Here is a 17,464-nt window from a genome sequence, read left to right on the forward strand (position 1 = left end):
ATCCGGCCCGTACGCCCGCCGAGGGGACCCCACATGGCACCAGAACCACCGCTGCTCAGCATGTCCGGCATCACCAAGTCGTTCCCCGGAGTCCGGGCCCTCGACGGCGTCGACCTCGACGTCCAGGCCGGCGAAGTGCACTGTCTGCTCGGCCAGAACGGGGCCGGCAAGTCCACCCTCATCAAGGTGCTGGCCGGCGCCCATCAGCCCGACACCGGAACGATCCGCTGGCGGGACGAACCCGTCACACTCCGCTCGCCCATCGCCGCCATGCGCCTCGGCATCGCCACCATCTACCAGGAACTCGACCTGGTGGAGCACCTGTCGGTGGCCGAGAACGTCCACCTCGGCCATGAACCGACCACGGCCGGCTTCATCGTCCGGGGCAAGGCGGCGCGCGCGTCGACCGCCCGGCTGCTGAGGCGACTGGGGCATCCGGAGATCGACCCGGCCCGTCTCGTCGGGGAACTGTCGGCCGCCCAGCAGCAGGTCGTGTCCATGGCGCGGGCGCTCTCCCACGACGTACGGCTCATCGTGATGGACGAGCCCTCCGCCGCCCTCGACCCGGACGAGGTCGACAACCTGTTCCGCATCGTCACGGACCTCACCGCCGACGACGTCGCCGTCGTCTACATCTCGCACCGCCTGGAGGAGATCCGCCGTATCGGCGACCGGGTGACCGTCCTCAAGGACGGGCGGGCGGTGGCGGGCGGGCTCCCGGCCAAGACGACGCCGACCCGTGAGGTGGTCACGCTGATGACGGGACGGAACGTCGAATACGTCTTCCCGCAGCGGCCCGCCGAGGTTCCCGAGAACCGGCCCGTCCTGGAGGTCCGGCAACTGGCGCGGGAGGGCGAGTTCGAGCCCGTCGACCTCGCGGTCCGCCCCGGCGAGATCGTCGGCCTCGCAGGACTCGTCGGCTCCGGCCGCTCCGAGATCCTGGAGACGATCTACGGCGCCCGCAGGCCCACCGGCGGCCAGGTCCTGATCGACGGGCGCCCACTGCGCCCCGGAAGCGTACGCGCCGCGGTCCGCGCCGGGGTCGGACTCGCCCCCGAGGAACGCAAGGCGCAGGCCCTGCTCATGCTGGAGTCCGTCACCCGCAACGTGTCGGTCTCCTCCCTGTCCCGTTTCTCCCACGCGGGCTGGATCGACCGGGGCGCCGAACTCACCGCGGCGCGCGCGGCGACCCGCGAACTGTCGCTGCGCCCCGACAACCCCTCCGTACCCGTCCGCGCGCTCTCCGGCGGCAACCAGCAGAAGGCCGTCCTGGCCCGCTGGCTGCTGCGCGGCTGCCGCGTGCTGCTGCTCGACGAGCCGACCCGCGGCGTCGACGTCGGCGCCCGCGCCGAGCTGTACGCGGTGGTCCGCCGCCTCGCCGACGAGGGCCTCGCCGTCCTCCTGGTCTCCAGCGAAGTGCCCGAGGTGCTCGGCCTGGCCGACCGCGTACTGGTTTTGCGCGAAGGCCGTGTCGTCCACGCCGCGCCCGCCCGCGAGCTCGACGAGCACCGCGTCCTCGACCTTGTGATGGAAGAAGGCCCCGTGGCCGGAGAAGGGAGCCAGGTGTCATGACGCAGCATGTGTCCCCGCCCCGGGGCAGCACCGACCAGGCGGCATTGACAGGACAACTACCCGCCTGGCGCGGCATGTTTCGCCGCGTCGACGTCCGCACGCTCTCGCTCCTCGGCGTGCTCGCCGCTCTGATCGTCATCGGCGGAATCACCAAACCGGACCAGTTCCTCGATACCCGCAACCTTCAACTCGTGCTCACCCAGGCCTCCGTGATCGGTGTGGTCACCGTCGGGATGACCTTCGTCATCACCTCCGGCGGTATCGACCTGTCGGTCGGCGCGATCGTCGCGCTCGCCTCGGTGTGGGCCACCACGGTCGCCACCCAGGAGTACGGCTTCGCGGGCATCCTCTTCGCGTCGGTCGTCGTCGGCGTGGGCTGTGGACTGGTCAACGGCCTGCTCGTCGCGTACGGCGGAATGGTTCCGTTCATCGCCACGCTCGCCATGCTGGCCTCGGCACGCGGCCTCGCACTGCAGATCACGGACGGCAAGACGCAGATCGTCACCGTCGACGGGATCCTGAAACTCGGCGAGCGCGACGCTTACGTGCTCGGCATCCCACCGCTGGTCATCGTCTTCGCGGTGGTGACGGTCATCGGCTGGCTGGTGCTCAACCGCACCACGTTCGGGCGCCGCACGGTCGCCGTCGGCGGCAACGCGGAGGCGGCCCGGCTCGCCGGCATCGACGTGCGCCGTCAGCGGCTGTACCTCTACCTGCTGTCCGGGCTGTGCTGCGGTATCGCCGCCTTCCTGCTGATCATCCTGTCCGGCTCCGGCCAGAACACCAACGGCAATCTCTACGAGTTGGACGCCATCGCTGCCGCCATCATCGGCGGGACGCTGCTCAGCGGGGGTCGCGGCACCATCACCGGATCCGTGCTCGGTGTCCTGATCTTCACCACGATCACCAACATCTTCGCCCTGAACAACCTGCAGAGCGACGTCCAGGAGATCGCCAAGGGCGCGATCATCGTCGCCGCCGTGCTGGTCCAGCGCCGTACCGCAAGCACGACCTGACGAAAGGGTTCACCGCCATGTCAGAACGGACGTCATTCACGAGCCGTAGAGGACTGCTCTTCGGGACCGCCGCCGTGTCCGCCGGTGCCCTCCTGACGGGCTGCACAAGCAACGACGCCAAGGACGACAAGCCCACGGCGAACGACCAGCCGGCCGCCGAGAACACACCCGGCAAGCACGTCACCATCGGCTTCGCCGGCCCGCAGGCCGACCACGGCTGGCTCAACGCCATCAACGACAACGCCAAGAGCCGTGCCAAGAAGTACTCGGACATCACATTGGAGATCACCGAGGGGTCGAACGACACCGCCGCACAGATCGGCCAGATCGAGACCCTCATCAACAAGAAGGTCGACGTGCTGGTGATCCTGCCTGCCGACGGCAAGGCCCTCACCCAGGTCGGGCTGAAGGCGATGCGTGCGGGCATCCCGGTCATCAACCTCGACCGGGTCTTCAACACCCCGCAGGCCTATCGCTGCTGGATCGGCGGCGACAACTACGGCATGGGCCTCAACGCCGGTCACTACATCGGCGAGAAGCTCAAGGGGAAGTCGGATGCCCGCGTCATCGAGCTGGCCGGTCTCGACAACCTGGAGCTGACCAAACAGCGCACCCAGGGCTTCGACGACGCGCTGAAGAACTACCCGAACATCAAGAAGGTGGCCCGCCAGGCCGCCGAGTTCACGGTCGAGTCCGGACAGGCCAAGATGGCCCAACTCCTTCAAGCCCAGTCGAAGTTCGACGCCCTCTGGAACCACGACGACGACCAGGGTGTGGGCGCGCTGCGCGCCATCGAGCAGGCGGGGCGAAGCGACTTCCTGATGGTCGGCGGTGCGGGTGCGCTCTCCGCGTTCCAGGCCATCAAGCAGGACAAGGGCGTTCTGAAGGCGACCGTCCTCTACCCGCCGACCATGGCCGCCTCCGCGATCGACCTCGCTCGCGCCCTCGGCCAGGGAAAGGGCGTCGGCGGGCTCGCCGAGCAGGAGATCCCCGGGTCGCTCACGCTCTACTCGGCCGTCGTGGACAAGGACAACGTCGACCAGTACATGTCCACCGGCTTCAAGTGACGCGTTCCGCCCGCACCCCCCACGGCGCCATCACGACGAGGAGGACCTTTCCCATGGGACAGCCGCAGCAGCCGGACGGTGCGAAGGCTGCGAAGCCGGATCCGGTCGAAGCCGGGAAACCGGACGGAGCACGGGCCGCGGCACCGGACGGCGCCGGGTCCGTGACGCCGGAAGGGGCCGGAGCCGCGGCGCCGGCCGGGACCGGGGCCGCCAAACCGTCCCTTCGCGTCGGCATGGTCGGCTACGCCTTCATGGGTGCCGCCCACTCCCAGAGCTGGCGCACCGTCGGCCGCGTCTTCGACCTGCCCCTGCGCCCGGTCCTGGCCGCGATCTGCGGCAGGGACGAGGCCGCCGTGCGCGCGGCGGCGGACCGGCACGGCTGGGCGACCTCCGAGACCGACTGGCGTGCCCTGATCGCCCGGGACGACATCGACCTCGTCGACATCTGCACGCCCGGCGACAGCCATGCCGAGATCGCCCTCGCCGCGCTGGCCGCCGGAAAACACGTGCTGTGCGAGAAGCCCCTCGCCAACAGCGTGACGGAGGCCGAGACCATGGCCACGGCCGCTGAAGACGCGGAGCAACGAGGCATGTTGGCGATGGTCGGCTTCAACTACCGTCGAGTGCCCGCCACCGCGCTGGCCCGCCGGATGGTCGCCGAGGGCCGGCTCGGCACCCTGCGACACGTACGGGTGACCTACCTTCAGGACTGGCTGGTGGACCCGGACACCCCGCTAACCTGGCGGCTGCGCAAGGAACTGGCCGGTTCCGGCTCGCTCGGGGACCTCGGGGCGCACATCGTGGACCTCGCCCAGTACCTGGTGGGAGAGCCACTGGCCGGGGTCTCGGCGCTCACCGAGACCTTCGTAAGGGAACGACCGCTGCCCGGCGGACCCGCCAGCGGCCTGTCCGTCATGTCGACCTCCGGCACCGGCGAGGTGACGGTGGACGACGCCGCCCTGTTCACCGGCCGCTTCACCTCCGGTGCCCTCGCCTCGTTCGAGGCCACCCGATACGCCACCGGACGCAAGAACGCCCTGCGCATCGAACTCAACGGTGAACTCGGCTCGCTCGCCTTCGACTTGGAGCGTCTCAACGAGCTGTCGTACCACGACCGCACGGGGCCGGACACCTACGCCGGCTTCCGCCGCATCCTCGTCACCGAACCCGACCACCCCTACCTGGAGGCGTGGTGGCCGCCCGGCCACGGCCTCGGGTACGAGCACACCTTCGTCCACCAGGCCCGCGACCTCGTCCACGCCATCGCCGAGGGCCGCAGGCCCGACCCCTCCTTCGCCGACGGACTGCAGGTCCAGCGCGTGCTCGCCGCGGTGGAGCAGAGCGCCGAGAAGAACTCCGTCTACACCCCGATAGCGATCTGAGGAGGCCAAGCGAGATGCCGCGCACCTTCACGCTCTTCACCGGCCAGTGGGCCGACCTTCCCCTTGAGGAGGTCTGCCGGCTTGCCCGCGACTTCGGCTACGACGGACTCGAACTCGCCTGCTGGGGCGACCACTTCGAGGTCGACAAGGCGCTCGCGGATCCGGCGTACATCGCCTCTCGCCACCAACTCCTCGACAAGTACGGCCTCAAGTGCTGGGCCATCTCCAACCACCTGGTGGGCCAAGCCGTCTGCGACGCCATCATCGACGAACGCCACCAGGCCATCCTGCCCGCACGCATCTGGGGCGACGGCGAGGCGGAGGGCGTACGCCGGCGAGCGGCAGCCGAGATCGCCGACACCGCACGGGCAGCGGCCGCCTTCGGCGTGGACACCGTCATCGGCTTCACCGGCTCCGCCATCTGGCACCTGGTCGCCATGTTCCCGCCCGTGCCCGAATCAATGATCGCGCGCGGCTACCAGGACTTCGCCGAACGCTGGAACCCCGTCCTCGACGTCTTCGACACCGAGGGAGTGCGGTTCGCCCACGAGGTCCACCCCGGCGAGATCGCCTACGACTACTGGACGACCCACCGCGCCCTGGAGGCCGTCGACCACCGTCCCGCCTTCGGGCTGAACTTCGACCCCTCGCACTTCGTGTGGCAGGACCTCGACCCGGTCGGCTTCCTGTGGGACTTCCGCGACCGGATCTACCACGTCGACTGCAAGGAAGCCCGTAAGCGCCTCGACGGACGCAATGGCCGCCTCGGCTCCCACCTGCCCTGGGGTGACCCGCGCCGCGGCTGGGACTTCGTGTCCGCCGGGCACGGCGACGTCCCCTGGGAGGACGTCTTCCGGATGCTGCGCTCCATCGACTACCAGGGCCCCGTCTCGGTCGAATGGGAGGACGCCGGAATGGACCGGCTCCAGGGCGCCCCCGAGGCTCTCGACCGCCTCAGGGCGTACGACTTCGAGCCGCCGTCGGCCTCCTTCGACGCCGCGTTCGGCAACTGATTTCCTGCCCGGCCGGGATGACGGCGCATCCCGGCGTACCGCATCCGCCCGTACAACCGGCCCCTTTCTGGAGGCACACGTGCACGGGAACGACCGCGACACCAGCACTGCCAGAACCGGAACCCACAGATCGCGTCTGCGCAAGATCCTCGCCCTGTTCAGCGGCGTCCTGCTCGCAGGCGCCACCCTCACCCTCACCGCGCCCCAGGCCGGGGCATCCGCAGCCGACCCGGCAGCCGCGGCGACCGAGGACTTCCAGCAGGTCACCCTCGCCAAGGGCGAGGCGGAAGTCGGCGAACCCATGTCACTCGCCGTCCTCCCGGACCGCTCGGTCCTGCACACCTCCCGCGACGGAGTACTCCGCATCACCGACGCGGCGGGCAACACACGGCAGGCCGGCAAGCTCGACGTCTACTCCCACGACGAAGAAGGCCTCCAAGGCGTCGGAGTGGACCCCCACTTCACCGACAACCGCTTCATCTACCTCTACTACGCACCACCGCTGAACACCCCCGAGGGCGACGCCCCCGAGACCGGCACCGCCGCCGACTTCGCGCCCTTCGACGGCGTGAACCGGCTCTCCCGGTTCGTCCTGAAGGCCGACGGCACCCTCGACAAGGCCAGCGAGAGGCAGATCCTGGAGATTCCGACCTCCCGCGGGATCTGCTGCCACGTCGGCGGGGACATCGACTTCGACAAGGACGGCAACCTCTACCTGTCGACCGGCGACGACTCCAACCCCTTCCAGTCAGACGGCTACACGCCCATCGACGAACGCCACGACCGCAACCCCGCCTTCGACGCCCGGCGTTCGTCCGGCAACACCAACGACCTGCGCGGCAAAATCCTGCGCATCAAGGTGAACGCCGACGGCTCGTACTCCGTCCCGGACGGCAACCTCTTCCCGCCCGGCACGGACAAGACGCGGCCCGAGATCTACGCGATGGGCTTCCGCAACCCGTTCCGCTTCAGCGTCGACAAGGAGACGGGCATCCTCTACGTCGGCGACTACGGCCCCGACGCCGGCGCCGCCGACCCGAAGCGCGGACCCTCCGGCCAGGTCGAGTTCGACCGTGTCACCGGCCCCGGAAACTACGGCTGGCCGTTGTGCGTCGGCGACAACGAGGCGTACATCGACTACGACTTCGCGACCAAGACGTCGGGCGCCGCCTTCGACTGCGACGCCCCGAAGAACACCTCGCCCCACAACACCGGCCTGACCGACCTGCCCCCGGCCAAGCCCGCCTGGATCCCCTACGACGGCCCGTCCGTACCCGAGTTCGGCGACGGCTCCGAATCCCCGATGGGCGGCCCGGTCTACCACTACGACCCCACGCTCGACTCGCCGGTGAAGTTCCCGCAGGCCTACGACGGGAACTTCTTCGCCGGGGAGTTCGGCCGACGCTGGATCAGGCGGATCGTCAGCGACGACAACGGGACCGTACAGTCGATCAACCCCGTGCCCTGGTCCGGCACCCAGGTGATGGACATGGCCTTCGGCCCCGACGGGGCGCTGTACGTCCTCGACTACGGCACCGCCTGGTTCGGCGGCGACGAGAACTCGGGCCTGTACCGCATCGAGAACGCCACCGACGGCCACTCCCCGGTGGCGCAGGCATCCGCCGACCGCACGTCCGGGCAGGCACCGATGAAGGTGGCGTTCTCCTCGGCGGGCTCGAGCGACCAGGACGGCGACGCGCTCACCTACAGCTGGGACTTCGGCGACGGCGCGACCTCGACGGCGGCCAACCCGGCACACAAGTACCAGAAGAACGGCACCTACACGGCCACGGTGACGGCCAAGGACCCCTCCGGTCGCACCGGCAGCGCGAGCGTGCAGATCGTCGTCGGCAACACCGCCCCCAAGGTCACCCTGCAACTTCCGCAGGACGGACAGCTGTTCAGCTTCGGTGACGCGATCCCGTTCAAGGTCGACGTCACCGACCCCGAGGACGGTAAGTCCATCGACTGTTCGAAGGTCAAGGTCACCTTCATCCTCGGCCACGACACCCACGGCCACCCGCTGACCTCCGCCAACGGCTGCTCCGGCACCATCAAGACCAGCGCCGACGGCGGCCACGACGAGAACGCCAACATCTTCGGGGTGTTCGACGCCCAGTACACGGACGGCGGGGGCGGCGGCCAGGCACCGCTCACCTCGCACGACCGGAACGTCAGCCAGCCCCGGCATCGCCAGGCCGAGCACTTCGGCGACTCCTCCGGCGTCTCGACCATCGCCAGGACGACCGCGCACGGCGGCAAGACCGTCGGCGACATCGACAACGGGGACTGGATCTCCTTCACCCCGTACGCCCTGAGCGACGCCACGAAGATCACGGCGCGCATCGCCTCCGGCGGAGCGGGCGGCACCCTCGAGGTCCGCGCGGGCTCCCCGAAGGGCACCCTGCTCGGCAAGGCGACCGTGCCGGTGACGGGCGGCTGGGACACCTTCCAGGACGTCAGCGCGAACCTCTCCCACGCGCCGAAGGGCACCACCGGGCTCTACCTGGTCTTCAAGGGGAGCGGTGGCTCCGGGTCCCTGTACGAGGTCGACGACTTCACCTTCACGACCGGCTGAGAGGAGTCTCGCGATGCGCTCGACCAGCCGACTGGCGACAGCTGTCGCCGGCGCCACCCTGCTTCTTTGCGGCGTGTCACAACCGGCGCTGTCGAACACGTCCGGCGTGCCGGACAAGCGGGTGCTGGTCTTCTCCAAGACAGCCGGCTTCCGGCACGACTCCATCCCCGAAGGTATCGCCGCAGTGAAGCAACTCGGTGAGAAGGGCGGCTTCTCCGTCGACACGACGGAGGACGCGGGCGTCTTCACACCGGGGAAACTGCGCCGGTACAACGCGGTCGTGTTCCTGTCGACGACGGGAGACGTGCTCAACTCCGCGCAACAGCGGGCCTTCGAGGGCTACATCCAGGACGGTGGCGGGTACGTCGGCGTGCACGCGGCGGCCGACACCGAGTACGACTGGGCGTTCTACGGGGGCCTCGCCGGCGCGTACTTCCAGTCGCACCCGGCGATCCAACAGGCACGGGTCGACGTGGAGGACCGCGCCCACCCGGCGACCTCGGGGCTGACGCGGGCCTGGAACCGTACGGACGAGTGGTACAACTACCGCTCGAACCCGCGGGACCGGGCCCATGTCCTCGCCTCGCTCGACGAGTCGTCGTACAGCGGCGGCACCATGAACGGCGATCACCCGATCGCCTGGTGCCAGAACTATCAGGGCGGCCGCGCCTTCTACACCGGAGGCGGCCACACCAAGGAGTCCTACGCCGAACCCGCCTTCCGCGCGCACCTGCTCGGCGGGATCCGGTGGGCGATCGGCACGGCCCAGGCGGACTGTCGCCCGGAGAACGGCTACCGCCCGCTCTTCGACGGAACCTCGCTCAAGGGATGGCGGCAGGCAGGTCCGGGCTCCTTCACCCTGGAGGACGGCACCCTGACGTCATCGGGCGGCATGGGCCTGCTCTGGTACGCCGACCAGAGCTTCGGCTCGTACTCCCTGAAGATGGACTGGAAGATGGCCGGCGACGACAACTCGGGCGTGTTCGTGGGTTTCCCGCCCTCGGACGATCCGTGGTCGGCGGTGGACAACGGCTACGAGATCCAGATCGACGCCACCGACGTGCCCGAGAAGACCACCGGGGCCGTCTACGGCTTCCAGTCCGCCGACCTGGGCGAGCGCGACCGCGCGCTGAACCCGCCGGGGGAGTGGAACACGTACGAGATCCGCGTGGAGGGCGAACACCTCCGCGTCTGGCTCAACGGCGTGAAGATCAACGACTTCACCAACACCGATCCGGCTCGGAGTCTGGGCGACGGACACATCGGCATCCAGAACCACTCGGCCGACGACCAGGTGTCCTTCCGTGACATCCGGATCAAGGAACTGCCCATGAAGGGCAAGTGAGCGGCGGCGGGCGGGGGACGCCGGACTCCCGCCCGCCGTCTTGTCCCCCGCTCTGCCGGAGTTCGCGCACGACAAGGAGGCTGTCCATGTCCGCGTCCCTTTCCCGAACCCGTGTGGGGGTGTGGCTGATCGGCGCCCGCGGGTCCGTCGCCACCACCGTCGTCGCCGGCTGCGCCGCCGTGAGTGCGGGCCTGTACCCGCCGACGGGCATGGTGACCGAGACGCCCGTGTTCGCAGACTGCGGATTGCCACCGTTGTCGTCGCTCGTCTTCGGCGGCCACGACACGCTGGACTGCCCTCTGACCAAGCGCGCGGAGGCGCTGGCCACAGGCGGGGTGCTGCCGCCCGGACTTCCCTCGGCCGTGACGGCCGAACTCGCCGCCGTCGACCGGGAGATCCGGCCGGGCGGCCCGGTTCCCGGCGACGTGCGGGACCAGGAGGAACTGATCGCCTTCTTCGCCGCCGATATCCGCAACTTCGTACAACGGTGCCATCTCGCGAGTGCGGTGGTGGTGAACGTGGCGTCCACCGAACCCCCGGCCACCGAAGCGACACTCCCGCCGAGTTCGCTGTACGCGGCTGCCGCACTGCGGGCGGGCTGCCCCTATGTGAACTTCACCCCCTCGACAGGCCTGCACCATCCGGCGCTGGCGTCGGCGGCGGCAACGAGCGGACTGCCCTACGCGGGCCGCGACGGCAAGACCGGCCAGACGCTGCTCCGGTCGGTGCTGGGCCCGATGTTCGCGCAGCGGGCCCTCGCGGTGAGGGCCTGGTCCGGGACCAACCTGCTGGGCGGCGGCGACGGCGCCTCGCTGGCCGACCCGGCCGCGGCGGCCGCGAAGAACGCGGGCAAGGAAAGGGTCCTCGCCGACACCCTCGGCACGGCGCCCGAGGGCGAGGTGCACATCGACGACGTCCCTGCACTCGGCGACTGGAAGACGGCCTGGGACCACGTCGCCTTCGACGGCTTCCTCGGCTCGCGCATGGTTCTGCAGACCATCTGGCAGGGGTGTGACTCGGCGTTGGCCGCGCCGCTGGTGCTGGACCTGGCCCGGCTGGTGCTGCGCGCGCACGAGAAGGGTTTGTCCGGCCCGCTCGGCGAACTGGGCTTCTACTTCAAGGATCCGATGGGCGAGGGACCGTCGGCGCTGGGGGAGCAGCACGCGGCGCTGGCGAGGTTCGCGCAGCGGCTGAGAGGCACGTCGGCTGAGGAGCGTGCGGGGGAGGGGCGATGAGCCGGAGCGAGGCAACGGCAGGCCCGTCCGACACGAACACCGCGACGGCACTGTCCACCGCACCCGCCCTGCACCGCACGGACACCGACAACCGGAGCGGTCTGCGCGCCTGGGCCGAACTGCTTCGCCTGCCCGCCCTGTTCACGGTTCCCGGCGACGCACTGGCAGGCGCGGCAGCGGTCGCGGCGCGCCCCTCCTCCCGCACCCTGCTGGCCATCGGTGCCTCCCTGTGCCTGTACGAAGCGGGTATGGCCCTCAACGACTGGGCAGACCGCGACGAGGACGCCGCGGAACGCCCCCACCGCCCGCTGCCCTCCGGCCGTATCCGCCCCGCCGCGGCCTTCACGGCTGCCTGCGCCGGCACGGCGACGGGCCTGGCCCTGGCCTTCCGCGCGGGCCGTCCCGCCCTCGCCGTCGCGGCACCCCTGGCCGCCACCGTCTGGGCGTACGACCTGCTCCTGAAACACACCCCGGTCGGCCCGGCCGCGATGGCGGCAGCCCGCGGCCTGGACCTGCTCCTCGGCGCCGCGGCCACCACGGGCCGGATCCGCCCGGCGCTCCGACCGGCCGTCCTCCTCAGTGGTCACACCCTCGCGGTCACGACCGTCTCCCGCCACGAAACCCGCGGCGGCTCATCGCTCGCCCCGCTGGCCGCGCTGACCGCCACCGGGGTGGTGGCCGGCCGGCTGCTGACCCGTCGGCGCGCCAGGGCGAACACCACCGGTACCCGAGCCCCCAGCCCGGCCTCCCCCCGACTCCCGGCAAGCCCAGGGAACGCAGCCACCCGCATCCTGCCGGGCACCCCCGCGCCGCGGACCGGCCACGCACCGGGCACCGTTCAACCCTGGACGCGCCCCACCGCCAAGGACGCCGTGCGCGCAGCCCTCGCCGCCGTCTACATCACTACCGCCACCCGTCCCTACGCCCACGCCACTCTCAACCCGTCACCCCCGCTCACCCAACGGGCCGTCGGCGGCGGCATCCGCGCCACGATCCCGCTGCAGGCCGCCCTCTCCGCCCGCTCCGGGGCACCGGCGACCGCGTTGCTCACCGCGGTCCTGGCCCCGATCGCGGCGAAGTTCGCGAGGAAGGTGAGCGTCACATGACCACACCGGCACCCGCTTCCCGGACCACCCCGACGCCTGATCAAGCCTCCGCTCGCACACCGCTGCGCTTCGGCTACGGCACCAACGGCCTCGCCGACCTCCGTCTCGACGACGCACTAGCCCTGCTCGCGGACCTCGGCTACGACGGCATCGGCCTGACCCTCGACCATATGCACCTCGACCCGCTCGCTCCAGACCTCGCTGCCCGCACCCGCCGACTCGCGCAGCGGCTGGCAGCGCTCGGCCTGGAGATCACCGTCGAGACAGGCGCCCGCTATGTACTGGACCCGCGCCGCAAACACGGCCCCTCGCTGCTCGACCCGGACCCCGACGGCCGCGCCCGCCGTGTCGACCTGCTGAACCGGGCCGTCCAGGTCGCCGCTGAACTCGGTGCCCACGCGGTGCACTGCTTCAGCGGGGTCACCCCGCCGGACACCGACGAGGGCACGGCGTGGAAACGACTGACCGAGTCCCTCACCCCCGTCTTGGACGCCGCCACCACCGCTGGCGTCCCCCTCGCCATCGAGCCCGAACCCGGCCACCTCCTCGCCACCCTCGCAGACTTCCACCGCCTGCGCCACGCCCTCGGCGACCCCGCGCCCCTCGGCCTCACCCTCGACATCGGCCACTGTCAGTGCCTCGAACCCCTTCCTCCCGCCGAGTGCGTACGCGCCGCCGCTCCCTGGTTGCGCCACGTCCAGATCGAGGACATGCGCCGCGGCATCCACGAACACCTCCCACTCGGCGAGGGAGACATCGACTTCCCGCCCGTCCTCGCAGCCCTGGCCGCCGCCTCCTACCAGGGCCTGACCGTCGTCGAACTGCCCCGCCACTCCCATGCCGGGCCCCGCTACGCGCAACTCTCCCTCCCGTTCCTCCGCAAGGCGGCGGCCGACGCCACCGTGGCGCACCCGGTTGCCGTCCCTGCCCACGGCGAACCCTCCGCCAACCCCGAAGGGAGAACCGAATGACCCGTCCGCAAGCAACCCCGGGCACTCCCACGGTCGGCACCTGGCTTGCCCACACGCCGCCGGACGAGTTGCGCGCCCACCTCGACACCCACCTCGACAAGGCCACCCGCGCCTGGCTCGACCAGGCACTCGACGCGGCCGCCGCCCACCCCGGAAACGAGCCCCTCTCCACCTGGGAGCTGCGCCTGGCCGAGGCCGGACGCCGCTGCGGAACCGCACACGCCGACGCCGCCCGTCTCCTCATCCTCCGCGCTGCCCGTGCCGACACCGCCGCCCTGACCCGGGTCTACCGCCAGGGCACCGCCGACGAGCGCCGTGCCGTCCTGCACGCCCTGCTCGGCCTGGTTCCGGGCCCTGACGCCGTCCCGCTGGTCGAGGACGCGCTGCGCACCAACGACACCCGGCTGCTGGCCGCCGCCGTCGGCCCGTACGCCGCCCGGTACCTGACCGCCCACTCCTGGCGGCATGCGGTGCTGAAGTGCCTGTTCACCGGAGTCCCCGTCGACAGCGTGGCAGACCTGAGCGGGCGCGCCCGCGGTGACGCCGAACTCGCCCGCATGCTCGACGACTACGCCGCCGAACGCACCGCCGCGGGCCGTCCCGTGCCCGAAGACCTGTACCGCGTGCTGGCCCTGACCGAGTCCGAGCCCGCTCCGCACACCGCGGAGGACCTCCACGGCAAGGAGTCCTGATGCGCATCTTCGACCCTCACATCCATATGACGTCACGGACCACCGACGACTACGAGGCCATGCATGCCGCAGGCGTCCGCGCCGTGGTCGAACCCGCCTTCTGGCTGGGCCAGCCCCGTACCTCGCCGGCCTCCTTCCTCGACTACTTCGACTCCCTGCTGGGCTGGGAGCCGTTCCGTGCCGCCCAGTACGGCATCGCCCACCACTGCACCCTCGCCCTCAACCCCAAGGAGGCCAACGACCCCCGCTGTGTCCCCATCCTCGACGAACTGCCCCGGTATCTCGTCAAGGACCAGGTCGTGGCCGTCGGCGAGATCGGCTATGACTCCATGACCCCCGCCGAGGACTCCGCCCTGGCCGCCCAGCTTCAGCTCGCCGCCGACCACGCGCTCCCCGCGCTCGTCCACACCCCGCACCGTGACAAACTCGCGGGCCTGCGTCGCACCCTGGACGTGGTGCGGGAGTCGGCACTGTCCCCGGAGCGTGTGCTGGTCGACCACCTGAACGAGACCACCGTCAAGGAGGCCAAGGACAGCGGTTGCTGGCTCGGGTTCTCCGTCTATCCCGACACGAAGATGGACGAGGCACGGATGGTCGCCATCCTCCGCGCGTACGGGCCCGAGCGGGTCCTGGTGAACTCCGCCGCCGACTGGGGCAAGAGCGACCCGCTCAAGACCCGTCGGGTCGGGGACCTGATGCTCGTCGAGGGCTTCACCGAGGACGACATCGACCAGGTCCTGTGGCGCAACCCCGTCGACTTCTACGGGCTCAGCGGCCGGCTGAACCTCGCCCCCGCGGCCACGGAAGCGACCCACGAGGGCAACTCCGTCCTGCGCGGCGGGGAGTGAGCGATGCGCTTCCGCCACCCTGACGGCAGCACGGTCCACCTCGCCTACTGCACCAACGTCCACCCGGCAGAAACGCTCGACGGTGTACTCGCCCAACTGCGCGACCACTGCGAACCCGTACGCCGCCGCCTCGGCCGCGACCGCCTCGGCATCGGCCTGTGGCTGGCCAAAGACGCCGTCCATGCCCTCGTCACCGACCCGTCCGCCCTGCGCGGTCTGCGCACCGAACTCGACCACCGGGGCCTTGAGGTCGTCACCCTCAACGGCTTCCCGTACGAGGGCTTCGGCGCGGAAAAGGTCAAGTACCGTGTCTACAAGCCGGACTGGGCCGATCCGGAACGCCTCGAACACACCACCGCCCTCGCCCGTGTCCTTGCGACCCTGCTCCCCGACGACGTCACCGAGGGCAGCATCTCCACTCTGCCGCTCGCCTGGCGCACTCCCGAGGACGAGCAGCGCGCGCAGACAGCCCGCGCCGCCCTCCGTACCCTCGGCGAACGCCTCGACGCCCTGGCGGAGCTGACCGGTCGGTCCGTCCACGTCGGCCTGGAGCCGGAACCCGGCTGTACCGTCGAGACCACCGGCGACGCCATCGCCCCGCTGACCGCGATCGCCCACGACCGCATCGGCATCTGCGTCGACACCTGCCACCTGGCCACCTCCTTCGAAGATCCGCACACCGCTCTGGACACGCTCGCGCTGGCCCGTGTCCCCGTCGTCAAGTCCCAGCTCTCGGCCGCCCTGCACGCCGAGCAACCCCATCTCCCCGAGGTCCGCGAGGCCCTCGCCGCCTTCGCCGAACCCCGCTTCCTGCACCAGACCCGCACGGCCACAGCAGCCGGCCTGCGCGGCACCGACGACCTCGGCGAGGCCCTGCGGGGCGACGCCCTGCCGGACGGCTCCGCATGGCGCGCCCACTTCCACGTCCCGCTGCACGCAGCCCCCGCCGCGCCCCTCACCTCCACGCTCCCCGTGCTGAAGGCCGCACTCACCCGGCTCGTCGGCGGCCCGCACCCGCTCACCCGCCACCTCGAAGTCGAGACCTACACCTGGCAGTCCCTCCCGCCCGAGCTGAGGCCCCGCGTCCGCGGGCGGCTCGCCGACGGCATCGCCGCCGAACTCACCCTCGCCCGCGACCTGCTGACCGACCTCGGTCTGAAGGAACTCCCATGAGCGCCCACCGGAGCACACAACGCCCCACGCCGCTCCTCGTCCTGGACGTCGTCGGCCTCACCCCCCGTCTGCTCGACCACATGCCCCACCTCAAGGCGCTCGGACAGTCCGGCTCCCGCGCGCCGCTCGGCACCGTGCTGCCCGCTGTCACCTGCGCCGCACAGTCCACGTTCCTGACCGGAGCCATGCCCTCCGAGCACGGCATCGTCGGCAACGGCTGGTACTTCCGGGAACTCGGCGACGTACTCCTGTGGCGGCAGCACAACGGTCTCGTCGCAGGTGACAAGCTCTGGGACGCGGCACGGCGCGCGCACCCCGGCTACACGGTCGCCAATATCTGCTGGTGGTACGCCATGGGCGCCGACACCGACATCACCGTCACCCCTCGTCCGGTCTACTACTCCGACGGCCGCAAGGAACCCGACTGCTACACCAGGCCCCCGGCCCTGCACGACGAACTCACCGAAGCATTCGGTACGTTCCCCCTCTTCCACTTCTGGGGCCCCGGCGCCGACCTGGTCTCCAGCCAGTGGATCATCGACGCCACCCGCCACGTCATGCGGACCAGGAAGCCCGACCTGACACTGTGCTACCTCCCTCATCTCGACTACGACCTGCAGCGCTTCGGCCCAGACGACCCCCGCTCCCTGAAAGCCGCCGCCGACCTGGACGCCGCGATGGCGCCACTGCTGAGAGACGCCCGCGCCGAAGGCCGCACCGTCGTCGCGTTGTCCGAGTACGGAATCACCCGGGTGAACCGCCCCGTCGACATCAACCGCGCCCTGCGCCGAGCCGGTCTGCTCGAGGTGCACACGCAGGACGGCATGGAGTACCTCGACCCGATGGCCTCCCGTGCCTTCGCGGTCGCCGACCACCAGATCGCCCACGTCTACGTCCGCCGGCCTGAGGACCTCGATGCCGCCAGGGCCGCACTCGCCGGTCTGCCGGGCATCGAGCGGCTCCTCGACGACGAAGGCAAGAAGACCCATCATCTCGACCATCCGCGCTCCGGCGAGCTGGTCGCCGTCGCGGAACCGGACGCCTGGTTCACGTACTACTACTGGCTCGACAACGCCCGCGCGCCCGACTTCGCGCGACTGGTCGAGATCCATCGCAAACCCGGATACGACCCGGTCGAACTCTTCATGGATCCGCTCGACCCGTACGTCAAGGTCAGGGCGGCCACTGCCCTGGCCCGCAAGAAACTCGGCATGCGCTACCGCATGGCGGTCGTGCCTCTCGACCCGTCACCTATTCGCGGCAGCCATGGCCGCCTTCCCACGAGCGACGACGACGGTCCGCTCCTCATCTGCTCCACCCCCCGAGCCGTCGGCGACCGCATCGCGGCCACCGATGTGAAGTCACTCCTGCTTCAACTCGCCGGTCTGACCTGACCCGCCGGCCACGACCGGTACGCCTCAGCCTGTCCGGCCGCACAGCCCATCCGGCCGCACAGCCCGTCCGAC

The 17,464-nt window shown here is 70.6% G+C and carries 14 protein-coding genes; all 14 read left to right on the forward strand.

Going from position 1 to position 17,464, the window contains the following annotated elements; all coding sequences use genetic code 11:
- Window positions 1-33: 33 nt before the first annotated feature.
- The 14 genes from ACWDEX_RS08450 to ACWDEX_RS08515 all read left to right on the forward strand — a co-directional run bounded on the left by ACWDEX_RS08450 (window position 34) and on the right by ACWDEX_RS08515 (window position 17,392).
- Complete coding sequence (locus tag ACWDEX_RS08450; RefSeq protein WP_450462499.1) at window positions 34-1,572, forward strand: sugar ABC transporter ATP-binding protein; 1,539 nt, start codon at window positions 34-36, stop codon at window positions 1,570-1,572.
- Complete coding sequence (locus ACWDEX_RS08455) at window positions 1,569-2,588, forward strand: ABC transporter permease (RefSeq protein WP_450462500.1); 1,020 nt, start codon at window positions 1,569-1,571, stop codon at window positions 2,586-2,588. Before ACWDEX_RS08450 ends, ACWDEX_RS08455 begins: the two co-directional genes overlap by 4 nt.
- 17 nt (window positions 2,589-2,605) lie before the next feature.
- Window positions 2,606-3,655, forward strand: coding sequence for a substrate-binding domain-containing protein (locus ACWDEX_RS08460; protein ID WP_450462501.1), 1,050 nt, complete (start codon window positions 2,606-2,608; stop codon window positions 3,653-3,655).
- 53 nt (window positions 3,656-3,708) lie between these two features.
- The gene (locus tag ACWDEX_RS08465) at window positions 3,709-5,037 is read left to right on the forward strand and encodes a Gfo/Idh/MocA family protein (protein WP_450462502.1); all 1,329 of its coding nucleotides are present in this window, start codon (window positions 3,709-3,711) and stop codon (window positions 5,035-5,037) included.
- 14 nt (window positions 5,038-5,051) lie between these two features.
- On the forward strand, window positions 5,052-6,050 hold the full coding sequence (locus ACWDEX_RS08470) for a sugar phosphate isomerase/epimerase family protein (RefSeq protein WP_450462503.1): 999 nt from the start codon (window positions 5,052-5,054) through the stop codon (window positions 6,048-6,050).
- Window positions 6,051-6,129: 79 nt separating this feature from the next.
- The gene (locus tag ACWDEX_RS08475) at window positions 6,130-8,628 is read left to right on the forward strand and encodes a PQQ-dependent sugar dehydrogenase (protein ID WP_450462504.1); all 2,499 of its coding nucleotides are present in this window, start codon (window positions 6,130-6,132) and stop codon (window positions 8,626-8,628) included.
- Between the two features lie 13 nt (window positions 8,629-8,641).
- Window positions 8,642-9,973 (forward strand): ThuA domain-containing protein, encoded by a 1,332-nt coding sequence (locus tag ACWDEX_RS08480; RefSeq protein ID WP_450462505.1) that lies wholly within the window; start codon window positions 8,642-8,644, stop codon window positions 9,971-9,973.
- Window positions 9,974-10,059: 86 nt separating this feature from the next.
- A complete protein-coding gene (locus ACWDEX_RS08485; protein ID WP_450462506.1) occupies window positions 10,060-11,208 on the forward strand; it encodes an inositol-3-phosphate synthase in 1,149 nt (382 codons plus the stop codon).
- Window positions 11,205-12,314, forward strand: coding sequence for an SCO3242 family prenyltransferase (locus ACWDEX_RS08490; RefSeq protein WP_450462507.1), 1,110 nt, complete (start codon window positions 11,205-11,207; stop codon window positions 12,312-12,314). Before ACWDEX_RS08485 ends, ACWDEX_RS08490 begins: the two co-directional genes overlap by 4 nt.
- Complete coding sequence (locus ACWDEX_RS08495) at window positions 12,311-13,285, forward strand: sugar phosphate isomerase/epimerase family protein (RefSeq protein ID WP_450462508.1); 975 nt, start codon at window positions 12,311-12,313, stop codon at window positions 13,283-13,285. The genes ACWDEX_RS08490 and ACWDEX_RS08495 overlap by 4 nt, the downstream gene beginning before the upstream one ends.
- Window positions 13,282-13,977 carry an EboA domain-containing protein gene (locus ACWDEX_RS08500; protein ID WP_450462509.1) on the forward strand — a complete coding sequence of 232 codons (696 nt, stop codon included), beginning with the start codon at window positions 13,282-13,284 and terminating at the stop codon, window positions 13,975-13,977. The genes ACWDEX_RS08495 and ACWDEX_RS08500 overlap by 4 nt, the downstream gene beginning before the upstream one ends.
- Window positions 13,977-14,825 (forward strand): TatD family hydrolase, encoded by an 849-nt coding sequence (locus tag ACWDEX_RS08505; protein WP_450462510.1) that lies wholly within the window; start codon window positions 13,977-13,979, stop codon window positions 14,823-14,825. Before ACWDEX_RS08500 ends, ACWDEX_RS08505 begins: the two co-directional genes overlap by 1 nt.
- A 3-nt stretch (window positions 14,826-14,828) precedes the next feature.
- Complete coding sequence (gene eboE / locus ACWDEX_RS08510; protein ID WP_450462511.1) at window positions 14,829-15,998, forward strand: metabolite traffic protein EboE; 1,170 nt, start codon at window positions 14,829-14,831, stop codon at window positions 15,996-15,998.
- A complete protein-coding gene (locus ACWDEX_RS08515) occupies window positions 15,995-17,392 on the forward strand; it encodes an alkaline phosphatase family protein (RefSeq protein ID WP_450462512.1) in 1,398 nt (465 codons plus the stop codon). Before eboE ends, ACWDEX_RS08515 begins: the two co-directional genes overlap by 4 nt.
- Window positions 17,393-17,464: the final 72 nt, after the last annotated feature.

The organism is Streptomyces sp. NPDC001020 (assembly GCF_053599115.1).